11 protein-coding genes are annotated in these 21,637 nt (G+C 40.2%); 10 read left to right on the forward strand and 1 reads right to left on the reverse strand.

Features of this window, described 5'->3' with window-relative positions:
- The first annotated feature begins 8 nt into the window (after window positions 1–8).
- The 10 genes from AB9N12_RS08155 (at window position 9) to AB9N12_RS08200 (ending at window position 20,130) form a co-directional block, all read left to right on the forward strand.
- Window positions 9–3,095: a SusC/RagA family TonB-linked outer membrane protein gene (locus tag AB9N12_RS08155; protein WP_369891258.1), complete on the forward strand. Its 3,087-nt coding sequence runs from the start codon at window positions 9–11 to the stop codon at window positions 3,093–3,095.
- A gap of 22 nt (window positions 3,096–3,117) precedes the next feature.
- On the forward strand, window positions 3,118–4,968 hold the full coding sequence (locus tag AB9N12_RS08160) for a RagB/SusD family nutrient uptake outer membrane protein (RefSeq protein WP_369891260.1): 1,851 nt from the start codon (window positions 3,118–3,120) through the stop codon (window positions 4,966–4,968).
- Between the two features lie 68 nt (window positions 4,969–5,036).
- Window positions 5,037–6,275: a DUF2264 domain-containing protein gene (locus AB9N12_RS08165; RefSeq protein ID WP_369891262.1), complete on the forward strand. Its 1,239-nt coding sequence runs from the start codon at window positions 5,037–5,039 to the stop codon at window positions 6,273–6,275.
- Between the two features lie 70 nt (window positions 6,276–6,345).
- Complete coding sequence (locus AB9N12_RS08170) at window positions 6,346–7,320, forward strand: metallophosphoesterase (protein WP_369891264.1); 975 nt, start codon at window positions 6,346–6,348, stop codon at window positions 7,318–7,320.
- A 29-nt stretch (window positions 7,321–7,349) separates the two neighbouring features.
- Window positions 7,350–8,780 (forward strand): sulfatase, encoded by a 1,431-nt coding sequence (locus AB9N12_RS08175; RefSeq protein ID WP_369891266.1) that lies wholly within the window; start codon window positions 7,350–7,352, stop codon window positions 8,778–8,780.
- A 17-nt stretch (window positions 8,781–8,797) separates the two neighbouring features.
- Window positions 8,798–10,006, forward strand: a complete 1,209-nt coding sequence (locus AB9N12_RS08180) for a glycoside hydrolase family 88 protein (protein ID WP_369891268.1) — start codon at window positions 8,798–8,800, stop codon at window positions 10,004–10,006.
- A gap of 14 nt (window positions 10,007–10,020) precedes the next feature.
- Window positions 10,021–14,655, forward strand: a complete 4,635-nt coding sequence (locus AB9N12_RS08185; protein ID WP_369891270.1) for a glycosyl hydrolase — start codon at window positions 10,021–10,023, stop codon at window positions 14,653–14,655.
- 8 nt (window positions 14,656–14,663) lie between these two features.
- A complete protein-coding gene (locus AB9N12_RS08190; RefSeq protein WP_369892842.1) occupies window positions 14,664–16,634 on the forward strand; it encodes a beta-L-arabinofuranosidase domain-containing protein in 1,971 nt (656 codons plus the stop codon).
- 44 nt (window positions 16,635–16,678) lie between these two features.
- Window positions 16,679–18,718: a hypothetical protein gene (locus tag AB9N12_RS08195; RefSeq protein ID WP_369891272.1), complete on the forward strand. Its 2,040-nt coding sequence runs from the start codon at window positions 16,679–16,681 to the stop codon at window positions 18,716–18,718.
- A 20-nt stretch (window positions 18,719–18,738) separates the two neighbouring features.
- Window positions 18,739–20,130: an FAD-dependent oxidoreductase gene (locus tag AB9N12_RS08200; protein ID WP_369891274.1), complete on the forward strand. Its 1,392-nt coding sequence runs from the start codon at window positions 18,739–18,741 to the stop codon at window positions 20,128–20,130.
- Window positions 20,131–20,187: 57 nt separating this feature from the next.
- On the opposite strand, the gene AB9N12_RS08205 is transcribed toward AB9N12_RS08200, so the two are convergent.
- Window positions 20,188–21,615 carry a sulfatase gene (locus AB9N12_RS08205; protein WP_369891276.1) on the reverse strand — a complete coding sequence of 476 codons (1,428 nt, stop codon included), beginning with the start codon at window positions 21,613–21,615 and terminating at the stop codon, window positions 20,188–20,190.
- Between the last annotated feature and the right edge of the window lie 22 nt (window positions 21,616–21,637).

Raw genomic sequence — 21,637 nt, forward strand, 5'->3', positions numbered from 1 at the left:
ATTGTTTTATGAAAGTGAGAATTTTATGGTTAATCGCTTTTTTGTCGTTTACCATTCAACTGTTTGCTCAACAAAAAGTAACAGTGAAAGGTAAGATAACTGATGAACATAATGAGCCTGTTATTGGGGCTAATATAATGGAGAAAGGTACAACGAATGGAGTTATTTCTGATTTTGACGGATTTTTTACTTTAAATGTGTCTTCCGGAGCTACTCTTGTTGTATCATATATAGGATTTGTTCAGCAAGAAATTCCTGTCAAAGACAAACGTGATTTTGTGATTCGTTTGGCAGAAGACTCGGAAATTTTGAATGAAGTCGTTGTGATTGGCTATGGTAGTGCTCGTAAAAGAGACTTGACTGGTGCGGTAATGCAAGTAAAATCTGCACAGCTGGAAAATGAAAGTCCTTCCTCTATGCAAGATTTATTAAGAGCGAATGTTCCAGGATTGAGTGTTGGCTTTAGTGCAGGTCCCAAACCGGGTGGAAGTCTTTTGATTCGTGGAAAGAACTCAATTAATGCTGGAACTAATCCGTTGATTGTATTGGATGGAGTTATATATCCGGGTGACTTGGCCGATATTAATCCGAATGATATAGAACAAATCGATGTGTTGAAGGATGCTAGTTCTGCTGCTATTTACGGAGCGCGTTCTGCTAGTGGAGTTATTATCATAACTACAAAGATGGGTAAAAGTGAAAAACCGACAATTAGTTTTGATGTTTCTATAGGTGTAGCTACTCAGGCTATAGTTCCCGAAGTATATCAGGGAGATGAATTTACTGCTTGGAGGACGGATGTCTTTAATAGTGCAAATCCGAACCATAGGCCTTATGAATTTAATGACCCTCGTAAATTGCCCGCAGATATTTCTATTGAAGATTGGATGAAATATGATAATTCGACGGGAGATCCTGTAGAGACTTGGTTGCGTCGAATTGGCTTTAAAAACTTGGAAATACAGAATTATTTGGATGGTAAATCTGTAGATTGGGCCGATATGGTTTTTCAGAATGCTCTTCGTCAGGATTATAATGCAAGTATCTCAGGAAAGACAAAAGGGGTAAATTATTATTGGTCTATGGGATGGACAGATAATGAGGGCATTATTGTAAATAACGGATATAAATCATTTAAGACTCGTTTAAACTTGGATGCCAAAATAAGTAAGTTTTTGACTGTGGGATTAAATGCGCAATTTGTACAACGTGATGCCAGTGCTATTGGAGCGGATTGGGTTCAGTTCCAAAAACTGACCCCTTATGGAAGTCCTACCAATGAAGATGGATCAATGAAACTGAATCCGGGAGATGATACATCAGCGAAACATCCTTTGATCGATTCTTATTATACAGATAAGAGAAATGTGATAAATAATTTGAATGCTAATATTTATGCTAAGGTGTCTTTGCCCTTTAATATATCTTATCAGATGAATTTCTCTCCACGATATGAGTGGGCTACAGATTATGTACATAAATCCTCGGAACATCCAAGTTGGAAAGATTTTAGAGGTTCTGCCTCACGAACTTTTAGAAATGATTTTCTATGGCAACTTGACAACATAGTAAAGTGGAAACAAACTTTCGCTAAAGTACATGACGTGGATTTCACTTTTTTATTTAATGCGGAGAAGTTTCAAAGATGGAGTGATGACATGAATAATGAAGGGTTTGATCCTAATGATGATCTTGGATATCATTATATGAAAGGTGGAATATTGCCTACAATTAGTAGTAATGATGAATATAGAACCGGTGATGCATTGATGGCTCGTTTGTTTTATTCGTATGACAACCATTATATGATTACCAGTACAGTTCGGAGAGATGGTTATTCTGCATTTGGACAAAAAAATCCTCGGGCGGTATTCCCCTCAGTTGCTGTCGGATGGGTATTCTCTGATGAGTCCTTTTTGAAGAAGTTAAATTGGTTGGATTATGGAAAGTTAAGATTTTCATGGGGATTAAATGGTAACAGAGACATTGGGGTTTATAGGGCTTTAGCCAGAATGGGTAATAGTAAATATATGTATGTAAGTCCGGATGGAAAGGTTTATAATGGGTCCTATCTATATGTGAATTCTTTGGCTAATAAAGAATTAAAATGGGAACATACGGCTTCATTCAACTTAGGATTGGATTTTTCTATATTTAATGAACGATTAAAAGGAAATATCGATATTTATAAAGCTAACACGAAAGACCTTCTTATTGAGCGTACACTACCCGACTTGATCGGATTCAGTTCAGTGATGTCCAATTTAGGTGAAGTGGAGAATAAAGGTATTGAACTAAGCCTGACATCGAAGAATATTGATACAAAAAATTTTGCATGGAGTTCAACATTCAATTTTACTTTGAACAAAAATAAGATTGTTCACCTATACGGAGATATGGTTGATGTTTTAGATGAGAATGGGAACGTAGTAGGACAGAAAGAGGCTGACGATATTAAGAATAAATGGTTTATAGGTAAGTCTTTGGATGAAATATGGGGATTAGAAGTTATTGGAGTTTGGCAGCAGGATGAAACGGAAGAAGCAAAAAAGTATGGTGTGGCTCCTGGTGATTTTAAGTTGAGGGATGTTGATGGAAACGGACAGTATACAGATGAGGATAAAGTATTCCAAGGGACAACTAGCCCGAAATTTACATGGACATTGCGCAATGATTTCAAGATATATAAGAATATAGATGTTTCTTTCATGTTGTATTCTCTTTGGGGACATAAAGGTACATATGATGTAGCTAAGCATAGTGGAACCACGGTATATAATGATAGACAGAATGCTTACAAGTTACCATACTGGACTCCGGAAAATCCGACCAATGAGTGGGCAAGAATTGATTCTAGTACAGGAGGAAACAGTTTCTCTGTGTATCGAAAAAAATCATTTATTCGATTGGATAATATATCTATCGGATACAATGTTCCATCACGTTGGATTACTAAATTGGGATTAGGCTCATTGAGAGTTTATGCTAATGTAAGAAATGTAGCGGTTTGGGCTCCAGATTTTAAACTTTGGGATCCGGAAAATAGTAGTCCTACTCCTCGTACGTATACTTTTGGTATTAATGTGACTATGTAATTAACTTTTAAGAATTAATGTTATGAATAATATTTGCAAATTAGTGATAATAGGATCTGTTGCGATAACTCTCTCGAGTTGTGAGGACAGCTGGTTGGAACCTAAACCTCTTTCGTTTTATTCTCCGGAAAATACTCTGGTGGATGCTAAAGGTATGTGGGCTGCACTTGGTACTTGTGAGAAAAGGATTAAAGCGGAGTTTTATGGAGATGGACCTGCCATTATTACTGAACATATTTTTTCTGAGGTAGCTATTGAAGGAACTACGGACAAAACAAGTGTTGCCCAAGATCTAAATGCGGTTATTACGCCTGATAAAAATTTGAATAGTCCTAATGCCAATAGAGTAGGATGGTATTGGAATGAAGCGTATGATAATATTAGGTATGCTAATACTGTGATTACACGTATTGATGAAGCAACTTACTCGTCTGAACAGGAGAAGAACGAGATATTGGCTACTGCTTATTTCTTTAGAGCTTATCACTATTACCGTTTGATAAATCAATTTGGTGATGTGCCTTTACTATTGAAAGAATTTACAGAAGCGAAACTCGACTTTTATACAACGAAGCGTGAGGTTATTTTAAATAAAATGATAGATGATATGAAGTTTGCTTGTCAATGGATGCCTGAGGTGGTCGATAGAGGAAAAGCTCCACGTGCAGCAGGCTATCATTTGTTGGCTAAGTTATATTTGGCTGCCGGTTTGTTTGATGAAGCCATAACAGTAGCTACGGCTGTAATAAGTGATCCGCGTTATGAATTGATGAAAAATAGATTCGGAGCAGAAAAGGCTGATGCTACTAAAAATGTGATTTGGGATTTACATCGCCCTGAAAATAAGGCATTGGTAGAAAATAAAGAGACTATTTTGTTGGTTATTGACAGATATCTTGTAGAAGGAAGCCAAGGCGATGGAATTAGAACGATGAGAAATGCAGTTCCTTATTATGGAAATACGAAGAATGCTATATTAACTCCTGATGGTAAACAGGGAGTAACAGATAAAAAAGATCCCAAAGGAACAGTCAAAATTTCACTAGTTAAAAAGTATGGACGTGGAATCGGACGCTGTCGGGGAACTGCTTATTCTACCCAGTATATTTGGGATGATCCGAATGATTTACGTCATGCAAAAGGAAATTGGATGAATATGGAGGATTTAATATATAATGAACCTAAGTTGGAAGGGAAAAATAAATATTATGGTAAACCTTTGCAGCTTTATGGAGAGACTGGACAGCTGTTGTGTAAAGATACAATTCGTAGTTGGTTTGGCTGGCCGCATTACAAGTTGTTTATACCGGATCCGGACAGAGTAGAACAACCGGAAGGTGGTAATACAGACTGGTATGTATATCGTTTGGCGGAAACTTATTTGTTGCGTGCAGAGGCTTATTGTTGGAAAGGCGATGCTGCCAGTTTGCAGAAAGCGGCAGATGATGTGAATGAAGTAAGAAATAGAGCGGGTGCGGGTGATTTGGCGGCATCTGATGTGAATATTGGAACAATCTTGGATGAACGTGCGAGAGAGTTATATTATGAAGAACCTAGAAAAACAGAGTTGACTCGTATTGCTTATATTTTTGCACAAACGGGAAAACCCTCTTATACAGGTAAGGTCTATAAGATGGATAATTTCTCAGAAGATAATTTCTTTTATGATAGAATTATGGAGTCTACCGATTTTTATAATAAAGGAGTTAAAACTATCTCTAATGTGGAATTTACAATGAGTCCGTATCATGTCTTATGGCCTATTCCTGCATCTACGATTAATTCTAATACCAAAGGGCATATTAATCAGAATAAGGGATATGCAGGATCTGAAAATAATATTCCTCCTTTGGAAACAATAGAAGCTAATTAATTTATTTAGATAAAATCTCAGTATCTTTGGTGTGACTGAAGATACTGAGATCTAATAATTATAAAATTATGAATAATAGAAATCATAGAATATTCCTCTTTTTTCTGGCATTTTCTCTTTGGGTAAATGAAGGTAATGCTTTTGCAAAGAAAAGTAAGGATCGTGAGTATTGGGTGCAAACAATGATTAAGATCATTGATCCGCTATATACAAATTTAAGTCAGAATACTTTGAGGAAAAACATGCCTGTTGAAACTTTTGATGGATTAAACAATGGCAATACAAGAAAGAATGTGACGCATTTGGAAGCTTTAGGACGTTCTTTTAATGGTATTTCTGCATGGTTGAATTTACCTCCTGATGATACGGAAGAAGGTCAGCTTCGTGCTAAATATACCAATTTAGTAGTGAAATCTATAGCTAATGCTGTAAACCCAGAATCACCTGATTATATGCGTTTTGATGGGCCTGGAGGACAGCCGTTGGTTGATGCTGCGTTTTTTGCACAAGGCTTGTTACGTTCTAAGGATCAGATTTGGCCGAAGTTAGATAAAATGACCCAAGAGAGAATTATTAAGGAATTGAAAGCTTCGCGTAGAATCAAGGCTTCAGAGTCTAATTGGTTGATGTTCTCTGCTACTATTGAGGCGGCCTTATTGGAGTTTACGGGTGAATGTGAATTGAAACCAATTCATTATGCGTTAAAAAGACATAAAGAATGGTATAAAGGAGATGGCTGGTATGGTGACGGGCGTAATTTTCATTTGGATTATTACAACAGTTATGTGATTCAACCCATGTTGATAGATGTACTGGCGGTCATGAAAAAACATAAAGTGGAAGGGGCTGATTTTTATGATGTACAGTTACAACGACTGATCCGTTATGCTGATCAACAAGAAAAGATGATATCTCCGGAAGGAACTTATCCTGTATTGGGAAGATCAATGGGGTATCGTTTTGGGGCTTTTCAGGTATTAGCTCAGGTGTCTTGGATGAAATTATTGCCTGAACATATCAAACCGGCACAAGTGCGTTGCGCTCTAACTAAGGTTATGAAAAGACAATTAGCCAGAGGTACATTTGATAAGGATGGATGGCTGAATTTGGGATTCTGTGGGCATCAGCCCGAGATTGCCGACAGATATGTATCTACTGGCAGTAATTATTTGTGTACTTTTATTTTCTTGCCTTTGGGTTTACAGGTGGATGATGAATTCTGGACAGCCAAGCCTGAGAAATGGTCTTCGGTTAAAATATGGAGCGGAAGTCGTGATATAAAGAAAGATGGTTCTATTAGAAACTAGAATTAAATCTCGAAGGTATGTTCTATTTAAGCAAAAATAGCGCGACATACCTTCAAATGAGTTGAATATTATGAGAAAACATTTGAGATTGACAGCTTTATTGGTTACAACAATTCTGGTATTGTCAAGTTGCAGTACACAGAAACAGGTCAGATTGGTTTTATTGCCGGATATACAAACTTATTCACGACTTTATCCGGACATTCTGAGGTCGCAGATCCAGTGGGCGGTGGAACATGCAGATAGTATTGATTTTGTTTTGCAGCAAGGGGATATGACGGATCACAATATTGATAAAGAGTGGACGGTGGCAGCTTCTACCTTGAATATGATGGATGATAAAGTTCCTTATGTTTTTGTTATGGGAAATCACGATTTGGGAAAAAATTCGAATAAAAGAGATTCCCAGCTGTTTAATAAATATTTCCCTTATGCAAAATACAGTAAGATGAAGAATTTTGGAGGTGCATTTGAAGAAGGGAAAATGGATAATGTATGGTATACTTTCAAGGCTGCCGGAATAAAATGGTTAATTCTTTGTTTGGAGTTTGGACCTCGTAATAATGTACTTGATTGGGCCGGAGAGGTTGCGAAGAAACATCCGCACCATAAGGTGATTATTAATACGCATGCGTATATGTATTCAGACGATACACGTATGGGAGAAGGAGACCGTTGGTTGCCTCAGAAATATGGTTTGGGAAAGGATATCGGTGAGAATGCGGTGAATAATGGTGAGCAAATGTGGGATAAGTTGGTGAGTAAATATCCCAATATTCTCTTTGTCTTTAGTGGACATGTTTTGAATAGCGGTGTTGGAACGTTGGTTAGTATAGGTGAACAAGGTAATAAGGTATATCAGATGTTGGCTAACTTTCAGGATGGAGTGAAAGGAACGAATAGAGGACAAACCGGTTTTTTACGTATTGTAGATATAGATGTGAAAAAGAAACAGGTAAAAGTGGACACTTATTCTCCTTATTTGAAAGAATATAAGACTGATGCTAAGAATAGATTCTCATTTGAGAGAGTTGATTTTAAATAATCTGGTTTTACATTCCAAAGGATATAGCCATGAGCAGCATTCAATCATTTTATTTTGTATGTGTGATTACTTTGCTTTCTTCTGCCCGTGTTTATGGACAGAAGAAGGGCAAGATGAATGTTTTATTTATCATTGCTGATGATATGCGGCCTGAATTGGGGTGTTACGGAATAGAGGATATTGTGACTCCTCACATTGATAGATTGGCAGAGCAGGCTACGGTCTTTCAAAATGCATATTGTAATATTCCTGTGAGCGGGGCTTCCAGAGCGAGTCTATTTACAGGAGTATATCCTTGTTATCCGGAACGTTTTACTGCTTTCGATGCTAATGCAGAGAAAGATTGTCCAAATGCACTTTCGCTTCCGGAGTGTTTTAAGAAAAGTGGATATTATGTTATTTCTAATGGAAAAGTTTTCCATAATATAACCGATCATGCCCGTAGTTGGTCAGAATATCCGTGGAGAGTATATCCTGATGGTTACGGTAAGGATTGGGCTGAATATAATAAGTGGGAATTGTGGCAGAACGAAGAGTCTTCCCGTTATATCCACCCTAAGACTTTGCGAGGACCGTTCTGTGAATTGGCTGATGTTTCGGATACAACTTATATTGATGGTAGAGTAGCGCAGAAGACGATTGCAGATTTAAGGAGATTGAAAGAGATGAAAGTACCTTTCTTCTTGGCATGTGGTTTCTGGAAGCCACATTTGCCGTTCAATGCTCCTAAGAAATATTGGGATTTATATCAAAGGGAGAAGATTCAGTTGGCATCGAATTCTTATCGATCGAAAGCATTGCCGAAGCAGGTTACTTCCTCCGGTGAGATTCGTGGATATGGGAAATTTACGACAACAAAGGATGAGGCTTTTCAGCGAGAGGCAAAGCACGGTTATTATGCATGTGTGAGTTACATAGATGCGCAGATCGGTTTAGTACTTGATGAACTTGAACGTTTGGGATTGGCAGAGAGTACGATATTAGTGATATTAGGAGATCATGGCTGGCATTTGGGTGAACATGGTTTCTGGGGAAAACATAACCTGATGAATCATGCGACCCGTGCTCCATTGATTGTCCGTGTGCCTCATTGTAAAGGTGGAAAAGCTGGGGGAGTTGTAGAATTTGTGGATATTTATCCCACATTGTGTGAGTTGTGTAAAGTTCCGGTTCCTGAGGGGCAATTACAGGGAAAAAGCTTTGTTCCTATTCTGCAGGATAGTGAGAAGAGGATAAAAGAATACGCTTTTGTTCAATGGCAAGGTGGGTATAATATTGTTTCGGAGCGATATAGCAGTGCTATATGGTTGAAAGGTGATTCTGTTGTAGGCCGGATGGTGTTTGAACGCCAATCGGATGTTGCAGAGAATGAAAACAAAGTGGGTTCTGCCCCATTAAGTGAAGAGATAAAAGAACTGGAAACTCAGATAAGAATAAAAAAACGTCAATTAGAAAAATAATTTTAAAGAATATATAAATGAAAGTAGGTTCATCTATTATTGCATTTGGGGGACTGATGGCAGTTTGTAGTTGTTCGATTCCCAAAAGCGAAATGAGTACTCTTGTGAATAATAGTTTGCAAATAGCGACTGTTCAATCAAAGTTTATGGCTGAGAATTTATTGAATGAAGAGGAGAAACTGCCACGTACTATTGGTAAGGATGGTAAACTGATGACTTCAAAGGCCAAATGGTGGACAAGTGGTTTTTTCCCTGGGGTATTATGGTATTTGTATGAGGTGAATCAAGATAATTCCTTGAAAATGTATGCAGAAAACTATACCAAAAGGATAGAAAATGAGAAATACACAACAGATAATCACGATGTGGGATTTATGTTGTATTGCAGTTTTGGTAATGGATTGCGTCTGACAAGCAATGATGAGTATAAACAGGTATTGTTGCAAGGAGCGGAATCATTGAGTACTCGTTTTCGTCCACAAGTCGGTTGCATACGTTCATGGGACTGGAATCAGAAAGTGTGGGAATATCCGGTAATTATTGATAATATGATGAATTTAGAGATGCTGATGTGGGCTTCCAAGAATTCCGATAATCCGAAATTTGCGGAAATAGCCAAGTCACATGCAGATGTGACGATGAAGCATCATTTCCGTCCGGATTATAGCTCATACCATGTGATTTCTTATGATACGATCTCGGGACAGCCTGAAAAGAAAAACACTTGTCAGGGATATGCTCATGAATCATGTTGGGCACGTGGTCAGGGCTGGGCATTATATGGCTATACAATGATGTATCGTGAGACCGGGGAAGAGAAATATCTGCAACATGCTACCAATGTGGCTAAATTTATTATGAATCATCCCCGTTTGCCTGAAGATAAAATTCCATATTGGGATTTTGATGCTCCTGATATTCCCAATGAACTTCGTGATGCTTCTGCAGGAGCATTAATGGCTTCGGCTTTCATCGAACTTAGCCAGTATACTGAAGGTGACTTCTCAAAACAATGCCTTTCTGTAGCCGAAATGCAGTTGAAGACTTTATCATCACCGGAATATTTGGCTGAGCCTGGTACAAATTGTAATTTTATTCTGAAACATTCAGTAGGTAATAATCCGGGTAAGGCAGAGGTTGATGTACCGTTAACTTACGCTGATTATTATTATGTTGAAGCTTTAGTACGTTATAAAAGAGATATTTTAAAAGAAAAACTTCATTAAAAACTTCATTTTAAATGATACAAAGATTATCTTTCTGGATAATGATGATTGTCTGTTCGGTGATGGTGAGTGGGCAAGAATATGACGGATATTACACAAATCCTATCCTGCCTTCGGGTGCTGATCCTTGGGTTGTAAAACATGAAGGATGGTATTATTATTGCTGCGGAGTGCCGGGTGGCATCGGAGTTTCCCGCTCTCGTGATTTGCATAAGATAAATCCTCCTGTACGTGTTTGGAAGGCACCGGAAAAAGGACAATGGAATTCGACTTGCATTTGGGCGCCCGAACTTCATTTCTGGAAAGGTAAATGGTATATTTTTTATGCGGGCGGATATAGCGGTCCTCCTTTTATTCACCAAAAGACAGGCGTGTTGGAGTCTGTTACATCAGACGCAATGGGCGAGTATATCGACAAAGGAATGCTGTTTACGGGGGATGTTTTGGGAGACTGGAAAAACAATCGCTGGGCGATTGATATGACTTTGTTGGAGCATAAAGGACAATTGTATGCTGTCTGGTCCGGTTGGGAGAATAGTGAACCGACTGACAAAACTCAGCAACATCTTTATATCGCAAAAATGGAGAATCCTTGGACAATGGCTTCCGGAAGAGTAAAAATATCGTCACCGGACCGCTATTATGAACAAGGAGAGTTGCCATTGAATGAGGGACCGCAGATTTTAAAACACGAGAAAGATGTATTTGTTGTTTATTCCTGCGGGCAATCATGGCTGGATACATATAAACTTTCTTATTTGCGTCTGAAGGATCCGAACGCAGATTTGTTAGATCCGAAAAGCTGGATTAAAAGTGATAAACCTGTATTTGAAGGTACCGATCAAGTATTTGGGGTAGGGCATGCCAGTTTTACAACTTCTCATGATGACAAGGAACATTATATTTATTACCATACAAAAAAAGAGAGAAAACCCGGTTGGCAACGGGATATTCGTCTTCAGAAGTTTACTTTTGATGCATCTGGCGTTCCATGTTTTGGGAAACCGCTTCCGGTAAGCGAGAAACTTCCTTTACCTTCGGGCACTGCTCATCCTGTAAAAGTTAGGCCGATGAGTGAGCTGGAAAAAGACTTTACCCAATTGTCTTCGACTGCCCGGCCTTATACATATTGGTTCTGGATGAATGGAAATATCACAAAGGAAGGCATTACAAAGGATCTGGAGGCGATGCATCGTATTGGGATAGGTGGTGTTTTCAATCTGGAAGGGGGAACTGGAATTCCGAAGGGGCCTGTTACTTACTTAAGTCCGGAGTGGTCGGAATTAAAAGCGCATGCTATAAAAGAAGCAGCTCGTTTAGGTATTGATTATGTGATGCATAATTGTCCGGGTTGGTCGTCAAGTGGTGGTCCTTGGATTACTCCTGAGTATTCAATGCAAAAGTTGACTTGGAGTGAGACTGAGGTGGCAGGTGGTAAACGGGTGGATACTTTATTACTTCGGCCGGCAACGGAATTAGGATATTATAGAGATATAGCTGTGTTAGCTTTCCCCTCTTTCAAGAATGGCAAACCTGTGGGTTTTTCTGATTGGCAGTTATTGAATAACAGTGTTTTTAATCATAGAGGGAAGATCTGTATACAAACGTATGACAAAGAACAAGTTATTTGCTTGGAAGATATTATTAACTTGACGAATCAGGTTGATTCTTTGGGACATCTGAATTGGGAGGCACCTTTGGGAGACTGGACAGTCATCCGTTTGGGACATACTTCTACCGGAAGAAAAAACTGTGCAGCTCCGGATACAGGCGTGGGGCTTGAATGCGATAAGTTTAGCAAACAGGCGATTCAGCTTCATTTTAATAAAATGATGGATTTATTGTATCCACTAATCAAACCTTATGTTCATCAGATTCAGATAGGTCTGGAGATAGATAGCTGGGAAGTCGGTATGCAAAACTGGACATCCGGATTTGAAGGTGAGTTTTGTGAAAGGACCGGATATGATTTAATTAAATATTTGCCGGCTATGACAGGTAAGATTGTAGGAAGTAAAGAAATGACAGAACGTTTCTTATGGGATATTCGTCGTGTACAGGCTGATTTGCTGGCAGATAATTATTATGGTGAATTTCGGAATTTATGTAATCAATATGGGCTGGTATCATATTGCGAACCTTATGATCGAGGGCCAATGGAAGAATTACAAATAGGTTCACGGGTAGATGGGGTTATGGGAGAGTTTTGGAATGGGTTATCTGCTATTTTCCAGAACAATTTGATGATGCGGCGTACTACAAAATTGGCGTCTTCGATAGCTCATATCAACGGTCAGAAAGTGGTGGGTGCCGAGGCATATACTTCTGAACCTGAGTCGGGAAGATGGCAGGAATATCCATTTTCTTTGAAGGCTGTTGGTGATAAGGCGTTTACAGAGGGGATTAATCGGATGGTGATTCATCGTTATGCAATGCAACCTCATCCGAATGCTGTCCCCGCTATGACTTTAGGTCCTTGGGGGATACATTTTGACAGAACTAATACCTGGTGGGAGCCGGGGCGTGCCTGGATAGATTATCTAAACCGTTGTCAAACTCTATTGCAAGAGGGATTATTCGTAGCTGATCTTGCATACTTTACAGGTGATAAGATTATAGGATACACGAAGGTGCATAGAAGAGATTTGAATCCGATACCACCGGAAGGATATGATTACGATTTGATAAATACGGAAACGTTATTGAATAGAGCTTGGGTAGAACGTGGGCATTTAAGGCTTCCGGACGGAATGAATTATCGTGTATTAGTTTTACAGGAACAATCACATATTACGTTGAGTTTATTGAGGAAACTGCGGGATATGGTGGAACAGGGATTGATAATTGTCGGTGCCCGTCCGCAACAGACTGTGGGGTTGCAATCTTATTCTGTTGTTGAAGAAAAAGAGTTTGAGCAACTTTGTGACGAACTGTGGGGAAAGGCTGTAACCACAGTGGTGGATCATAGCGTAGGGAAAGGTCGAATTTTTTGGGAAACCTCTTTAAACTTGAAACAAGTACTTGAGAAGATTCAGTTAAGACCTGACTTTGAAGTGAGTACAGATCCAATTAGTGCCCCAATACGCTATATTCATAGGCAGGTAGGAGAGTCGGATATTTATTTTGTTGCTAACCAGCAACGGACTTCGAAAGAGGTTATTTGTAACTTTCGTGTGAAAGGAAAGATTCCTGAGTTTTGGAATCCTATATCAGGTGAAAGAACACGGGCTATGGTATATCAAACGAATGAAGAAACCATATCGGTGCCTATTCAACTGGAAGCGTATGGTTCTGTGTTCGTTGTCTTTCGTTCTGATCTTCCTGAACAGGAGGCTATTCGTTCTATTCATAAAGATGGGAAGTGTCTGATAGATGCTTCTGCTATATCAACCGAAGAATGGAATCAGGCGGCATATCCTGATATAAGAGACAATTTCTCAATCTCATTGTGGGTGAAACCGGAATCAGATGCCATGTTGAATATAGATAACCCTATGGGATATATACCATACCCTTGGACGGAATATTATGCAATCTATCCGTCGGGCGGTGAACTGTTATATGGCGTAGGACATGCCACTTGTGGACTGGCTGTAGGTAGAAATGGAGTTGCGGTATGGGAGAATGAGAAAGGATACCCTGAGTTTAAAATGGGAGTGGAAAAACCTATTTCCGGTTGGAGTCATATTTGTCTGGTTTATAGGGAAGGGGCTCCGCATATTTATATCAATGGAGAGCATATAGCTTATAAGACGAAGTCTTTGCAAACAATTCATCCTGGATTGAATTTCACTACTTTAAAAGAAGGAGCTTCCTATTATAATGGGGATATGTCTGTTCCGGTATTGTTTTCTAGAGTATTGTCAGATAAGGAGATTTCTCAATTGGTAGCCAAAGGATATACAAGAAATACTGATGAGCGTATATTGGACTGGATACCTTATGCGGATACCCGCGTTCTGTTGGCATGGAGTGATGGAAATTATGAGTTTGTTACATCGGACGGTATAAAAAGAGAGGTGAAGATTGAAAAAACAGGAAGTCCGGTGATCATAAATCAGAAATGGGAGGTTAGTTTCCCGAAAGGGTTGGGAGCACCGGAAAAAATAAGTTTGCCCCAATTGTGCTCTTTGCATAAACACGAAGATGAAGGCGTTAAATATTTTTCTGGTACAGCTACTTATAAGACTAACTTTGTCGTGAAGCCTTCTATGTTGTCCGAGGATAGAGTTATTTCCCTTGATTTGGGCGCAGTAGAGGTGATGGCGGAGGTGATTGTTAATGGAGTAAATAAAGGAATCCTTTGGTCTCGTCCGTATTTAATTGATGTCACTGATGTGCTGAAACAGGGTGAAAATATATTGGAAATTAAGGTGACTAATCAATGGACGAATCGTCTGATTGGAGATGAACAGTTGCTAGAGGAGAATGAGTATGTGCCTGGAGGTGGAGTAAATGGAATTGCTGCCTTGAGCCGTGGAGCTATCAGAAAGCTACCGGAATGGTATAAAAATGGAGTAAATAAACCGGAAGTCGGAAGAGTAGCATTCACTACTTGGAAACACTACCGGAAAGACTCGCCATTGATAGAATCGGGTTTGATAGGACCTGTCCGGCTGATTCCAGCGAAAAAAATAGAATTTAAATAGTAGATATGATGGTGTGTGAGCGTATAGTGGTCAAGACATCCGTAAGAATGCTATTGAGCTTATTGCTAATCTTTGGCTCAGTGAATCCTGCTATGTCTGTGTTACGAAAAGGGAATACATTGATTGGTACGTCTTTTGAAAGTTATTTTCCATTGAAAGAAATACGTTTATTGGATGGTCCTTTTCTTGATTTGCAACAGAAAGGCAAAGAATATCTTCTTTGGTTGAATCCTGACTCTTTGCTTCATTTTTATCGGATTGAATCGGGGTTGTCATCGAAAGCTGGACCTTATGCCGGCTGGGAGTCGCAAGACGTATGGGGAGCAGGACCACTTCGGGGTGGATTTCTCGGGTTCTATCTTTCTTCTGTATCGATGATGTATCAATCTACGAGCGATAGAGAATTGCTGAGACGATTGAAATATGTGCTGAAAGAATTGAAGCTATGTCAGGAAGCCGGTAAAGATGGATTTTTGTTAGGAGTGAAAGGGGGCAGAAAACTATTCCGGGAAGTGACCTCAGGAAAGATTAAAACGGATAATCCTACGGTCAATGGTGTCTGGGCACCTGTTTATCTGATTAATAAAATGCTACTCGGGCTTTCTGCTGCTTATACACAGTGTGACTTGAAAGAAGCGTTGCCGATATTAGTTCGGTTGGCCGATTGGTTTGGTTATCAGGTATTGGATAAGCTGACTGATGAACAGATTCAGCAATTATTGATTTGTGAACATGGTTCGATTAATGAATCTTACGTTGAGGCTTATGAGTTGACGGGACAAAAGCGTTTCCTTGACTGGGCTCGCCGTTTAAATGATCGGGCTATGTGGGTTCCTCTGTCCGAGGGAAAAGATATTTTATTTGGTTGGCACGCCAATACGCAGATTCCGAAATTTACAGGTTTTCATAAGTACTATATGTTTACCGATGATCAACGTTTTCTTACCGCAGCTACTAATTTTTGGGATATTGTGATGCAAAACCATACTTGGGTGATAGGGGGAAACAGTACTGGAGAGCATTTCTTTTCTAAGAAAGAATTTATAGAGAGAATGTTCCATATTAGCGGGCCGGAAACATGCAATTCTGTGAATATGTTGCGTTTGACCGAATCTCTGTTCAGTTTGCAGCCGAATGCGACTAAAGCGGCATACTATGAAAGAACTTTGTTCAATCATATTTTGTCGGCGTATGATCCAGTGAAAGGTATGTGCTGTTATTTTACTTCCATGCGACCGGGGCATTATCGTATCTATGCTTCACGAGACAGTTCTTTTTGGTGTTGTGGACATACCGGTCTGGAAAGTCCAGCGAAATTGGGTAAGTTTATTTACAGTCATAAAGTGACGAATACTCATGAAGAAAGAGAGATCAGGGTGAATTTGTTCATTCCTTCGGTTCTCTTCTGGAAGGAAGGTGGAGTTGAACTCATTCAGCGAAACCGGATTCCGGAGTCCGAAAAGGTCGACTTTGCGTTGAATTTAAAGAAAAAACAGAAGCTAGTTCTCCGCGTTCGCAAGCCGGGTTGGACTGATAAAGCTACTTTCATAATTAATGGAAAAGAAGAACAGCCCCTGCTTGGCAGTGATGGATATTGGATTATAGACAGAATGTGGGAGCGGAAGAATGTGATTACACTACGACTTCCGATGCATATATATACAGAGAACTTAACAGGTACCGACCGTTATGTCGCATTGCTATATGGACCTTACGTACTTGCCGGGCGTATGGGAAAGGAAAATCTTCCTACTACTTTTTGGGGGAAGATGAACAATACAGCTATGAATAAGATGGACGTGGCAAAAGTTCCAGTATTCAGAGAGCTTGTAGAACAGATTCCAACTCACGTGGAGGCTGTTTCAGGAGAACCATTGAAGTTTGGCATAAACTTAAAAGGTTTTGAGCATATAGTGCTGGAACCTTTTTATAAAGTTCATTTTGAACGTTATGCGGTATATTGGCCGATAATTCATTAGATTTTGAATGGAAATGAAGGTATAATAGGACATAGATAAGAAGTATGGGAACGATATTAAGGACATTTATGGGTTGTACAGCGATTTTATTTGGTACAACTTGTATGGGAGCAGTGAAGTATATTCCTGAGAATATGAAGGTAGAACTATCTTTAAAGGTTCCAGGTAATAATGCTGTGAATTATAAGCTACATCCGAATAAGTTGGAGAATAGCTATTTTGATTATGCGTGGTATTCGGATAATAAATTGCCGATAACGGTTTTTCATAAAGTTGAAGAACGAGATAGTTGTATACGATTGACTGTACAGCTTATCGCTGCACAGGATGTTTACTTCAACTATCGTCAATTGTTGAGTACGGGTTATTGCCATGATAACTGTCAGTTTTACATGCCGGGATTTTGGTATCGGCGTAATCTGCGTTCGCCCAAAGAAGCACCTTCGTTCCATACATCGGATAGTTGGATTGTTAGCGAAGACAGGTTGAGTGCGCCTCTCACAGGGATTTACTGTGAGAAGAAACAACAGTTTATGACTGTCTGCAGGCTGGATAAGTTTGTAAACAATGCATTGGCTACGCATCGCGAAGGGGAGATAATTCTTTCTGATAAGACTTCTTTGGGACATACCGGATTTGAAAATAAAAGCGGTGTCGCCACTCTTTCTTTCGGTTTCCCTTATCGGGAAGCTCCTAAAAGCTATATTCGTAAGTTGACATTAGCTCCGGCTGTAACGGCTTATCAACATTTGAAAAAGGGAGAAACGATTTTGTTGACTTGGCAAATTACCGAAGGTGAGGCTAAGGAGTATTCTGATTTTGTTCGCCATACTTGGGAATATTGTTATGATACATATTCGCCCGAACCTCTTGACACTTCTTATTCAATTGAATATATGAAGCAGACTCTTAGCCAATTCTTTGTAAGTAGTTTGGTGGATAAATATCCGTTGGTATACAATTCGGGTATACATCTTAGAACGGATGCATGTACAAGTAATGGACAGGCTGAGGTAGGTTTTATTGGACGTGTTCTTCTTAATGCATTCAATGCCTGGGAATATGGTTGGCAATGTAATCGGGAGGATTTGAAAGCTAACAGTACTAAAATATTTGATAGTTATCTGAAGAATGGCTTCACGGAAGCGGGCTTTTTCAAGGAATCGGTAAATTTTGATAGGAATTTTGAAGATCCTGTTCATAGTATCCGCCGCCAGTCGGAAGGGCTTTATGCAATTTTCCATTTTCTGGCTTATGAAAAAGAGAGGGGTCGCAAACATCCGGAATGGGAACAACGGTTGAGAAAAATGTTGGACATGTTCCTGCAACTGCAAAATGCCGACGGTAGTTTCCCGCGGAAGTTCCGTGATGATTTCTCCATCGTCGATAAAAGTGGAGGAAGCACACCTTCTGCTACATTGCCTTTGGTAATGGGATATAAGTACTTTAAAGATAAACGTTATCTGGATAGTGCCAAGCGGACTGCGGATTATCTGGAGAAAGAACTGATTTCTAAAGCAGATTATTTTTCATCTACTCTTGACGCGAATTGTGAGGATAAGGAAGCGTCGCTTTATGCCGCAACTGCCACTTATTATCTTTCATTGGTTACTAAAGGGGAGGAACATAAGCATTATGCTGATCTGACAAAGCAAGCCTCTTATTTTGCACTATCATGGTATTATTTGTGGGATGTTCCTTTTGCACCCGGACAAATGTTGGGTGATATTGGTCTGAAAACGCGTGGCTGGGGAAATGTTTCAGTAGAAAACAACCATATCGATGTATTTGTGTTTGAATTTGCTGATGTACTTCGCTGGTTGTCAAACCAATATAAAGAATCCCGTTTTTCGAATTTCGCAGAAGTGATTTCAACTTCAATGAGACAGTTGTTGCCTTACGAAGGTCACATGTGTGGTGTTGCCAAGGTCGGTTATTATCCGGAAGTTGTTCAACATGCTTGTTGGGATTACGGAAAGAACGGTAAAGGATACTACAACGATATTTTTGCACCCGGATGGACTGTCGCTTCTTTATGGGAACTGTTTACACCAGGACGCGCGGAAAGATTTATGGAAAAGTAACTATAATAAATGAATTTGTAATGACGTCTAGAAGAGATTTCCTCAAAAAAGCGGGGTTGCTTAGTGCTGCTTTTGCAGTTCCTGCTCTTAATGTGAATGGCGATACTCCACAGTCTAAAATACGGCTGAAGAATGCTAAGATTGCGGTAGACGATCGATGGGATGTTATTGTAATCGGTGGCGGTCCTGGCGGATGTACCGCTGCAATTTCTGCAGCTAGGGAAGGTGCCAAGACTTTACTGATTGAGGCCATGGGGCAACTTGGCGGTATGGGAACTGCAGGTATGGTTCCCGCATGGTGCCCGTTTTCGGATGGTGAGAAAATCATTTATAGGGGATTGGCGGAAAAGATATTCGAGGCATCGAAAAAAGGAGTGCCTCATGAGAGAAAACAGAAGTTGAACTGGGTGAACATAAATCCTGAATACCTGATGCAGGTTTATGATCAAATGGTCGCTGATTCGGGAGCTCAAGTTCTTTTCTTTTCGAGGGTTGCAGCCGTTGAAATGTCAGCTAATGATACAATAGACGCTATCATCGTGGCAAATAAATCCGGACTTGTCGCATTTAAAGCGAAAGTCTTTATTGATGCGACAGGGGATGGAGATGTGGCTGCTTGGGCAGGTGCTTCATTTAAAAAGGGGGGTGAGGATGGTATGCTGCAAAGTTCTACTTTGTGTTTCTCGTTTGCCAATGTCGATAGCTATAATTACAATCTCATAGGTCCTTCATTACATACGAGTAACAAGAATAGTCCTATTTATGATGTGATTAAGTCCGGAAAATATCCATTGATAGATAAGCATTTCAATAGTAACCTGATTGGTCCGGACGTGGTACAGTTTAACGCCGGACATATTGATAATGTTGATTCGACCAATCCATGGGCCACTACGCGGGCAATGGCTACTGGCAGGCAAATCGCAGAGCAATATTTGGAAGCACTGAAAGAAGTGCAGCCTAAGGCTTTTGGTAGTGCTTTTGTGGTAAAGACTGCCTCCTTGTTGGGAGTCAGAGATAGTCGTCGGATTGAAGGGGATTATACGTTTACTTTTCAGGACTGGTTGGATCGCAAAACGTTTGAAGATGAAATTGGACGTAACTGTTACTATATTGATGTCCATAAGCCGGGGCATAAAGAGACGCGTTATAAAAAAGGGGAGTCACATGGAATTCCTTATCGTTGCCTGACACCGAAAGGATTAAAGAATCTGTTAACTGCGGGTCGTTGCATTTCTACAGATGAAGAGGCTTTCGGAAGTTTGCGGGTAATGCCTCCTTGTCTGGTGACGGGTGAAGCTGCCGGAATGGCTGCGGTGCATGCCATCAAACAGACAAAGAATGATGTCCATAAAATTGATACTGTTCTTTTGCGTAAAAGATTAAAAGAAGAGGGACAATACTTTTTATAAATGTATAAAGGAAGGTTTTATTGGGTATGCCTATTGAGCCCCTCTTCTGTGCCATGCCTATGGCACAACTATGCCACTTCGTTGGCACAACTGTGCCATAGGCATGGCACAAATTTTTAGTTTTTTCCCAGGAACATCATGCAGTTTGGGACGAGTCGGACGAATATTATTGGCATTCATCCAATTCTCAAGTATATCACGCAGTTTTTGCAATTCCTGGTTGTATTTATTTTCCATTACCAGGTTTCTTGTTTCCCCTCTGTCATTCTGTATGTCAAACAGTTGTTCACGATACCTTCCTTTATCGTAGAGCACATATTTATAACGTTCGTTGCGCACCGCCCAACCTCTTGTCCTGCTGCCGTCAAACCGCGTTTCGGTGATGATGTATTCTTGGTGCAAAGCTTGCGGATTTCCTTCCTCTGCAATTTCCCGGAAAGACTTTCCGGCTGCCCCTTTCGGCAACTCGATGCCTGCCCAGGCGCATACGGAAGCAAAGAAATCCACCCCATTGCTGATGAGTTGGGGCAATACCTTGCCCGCATGTTTTTTTCCGGGTAAAGTCACGATAAGAGGAATGTTGATAACCTCTTCATATAAGGCTGATTTCTGATTCCAATGATGAGCGCCTATCCCATCGCCGTGGTCGCTGGAAAAGATTACTACAGTATTTTCCCAAAGGTTATTCTGGTCGATGGCATCAATAATTTTTCCTATTTCCCTGTCTACTTTTTCTACCAGTCGATAATAAGTATAGCGGTACATACGCCAGTTTTCGGGAGTAAAATCGGCGGTTGGATATACATTGTAGTTATGAACTCTTTCGCTTTCAATGACATCGGCATCGTACGGGTTTTTGGCAAAATTGGCAGGCAATCCCGGACAATCCCGTATATCGGGGGTGTCCATATTTCCATAGGGTAAGTTCTGGCTACGCACATATTCGCAGATATTATGCGGGTTGTCATAGGAAGCTACCAGGAAAAACGGCTTTTTATGTTTACGCGAGAGATATTCGGCACAAGCTTCTGCCAGTCCGTCGTCACTATGCTTATGTATGTTATCGAAACCATATTCTTTGTCGGGGACATCGAGTAGGGGAAGGTGCCATTTACCTCCATAGGCACAATCATATCCGGCATTTTTCATTAAAGTGCCCAGTGTCTGTGTTTTAAGAGAGTCGGGCATCGGTGAACCGTTGACAGACAATCCTACTGCATCCGGATAGTGGCCTGTGAACATGGCTCCACGTGAAGGGCCACTGAGTGGAGCTGTGCAATAAGCGTTATTGAACAGTATACCAGCCGCTGCCAGGCGGTCGAGATTGGGAGTATGCAGATCTGTATTTCCGGTGCAACTCATGGCACTGGCCGTATGTTGGTCGGTGAAGATATAGATGATGTTGGGACGTTCGGTGGCAGAGGCCATCGAAGAGCATAGCAACGAAAAACATGCCAGATGCCTCATTGAGATTTCTTTTGCCATATTACTAGTTTTAATAATTTGA

Origin of the sequence: Bacteroides sp. AN502(2024), assembly GCF_041227145.1 — a bacterium.
Taxonomy (GTDB): Bacteria; Bacteroidota; Bacteroidia; order Bacteroidales; family Bacteroidaceae; genus Bacteroides.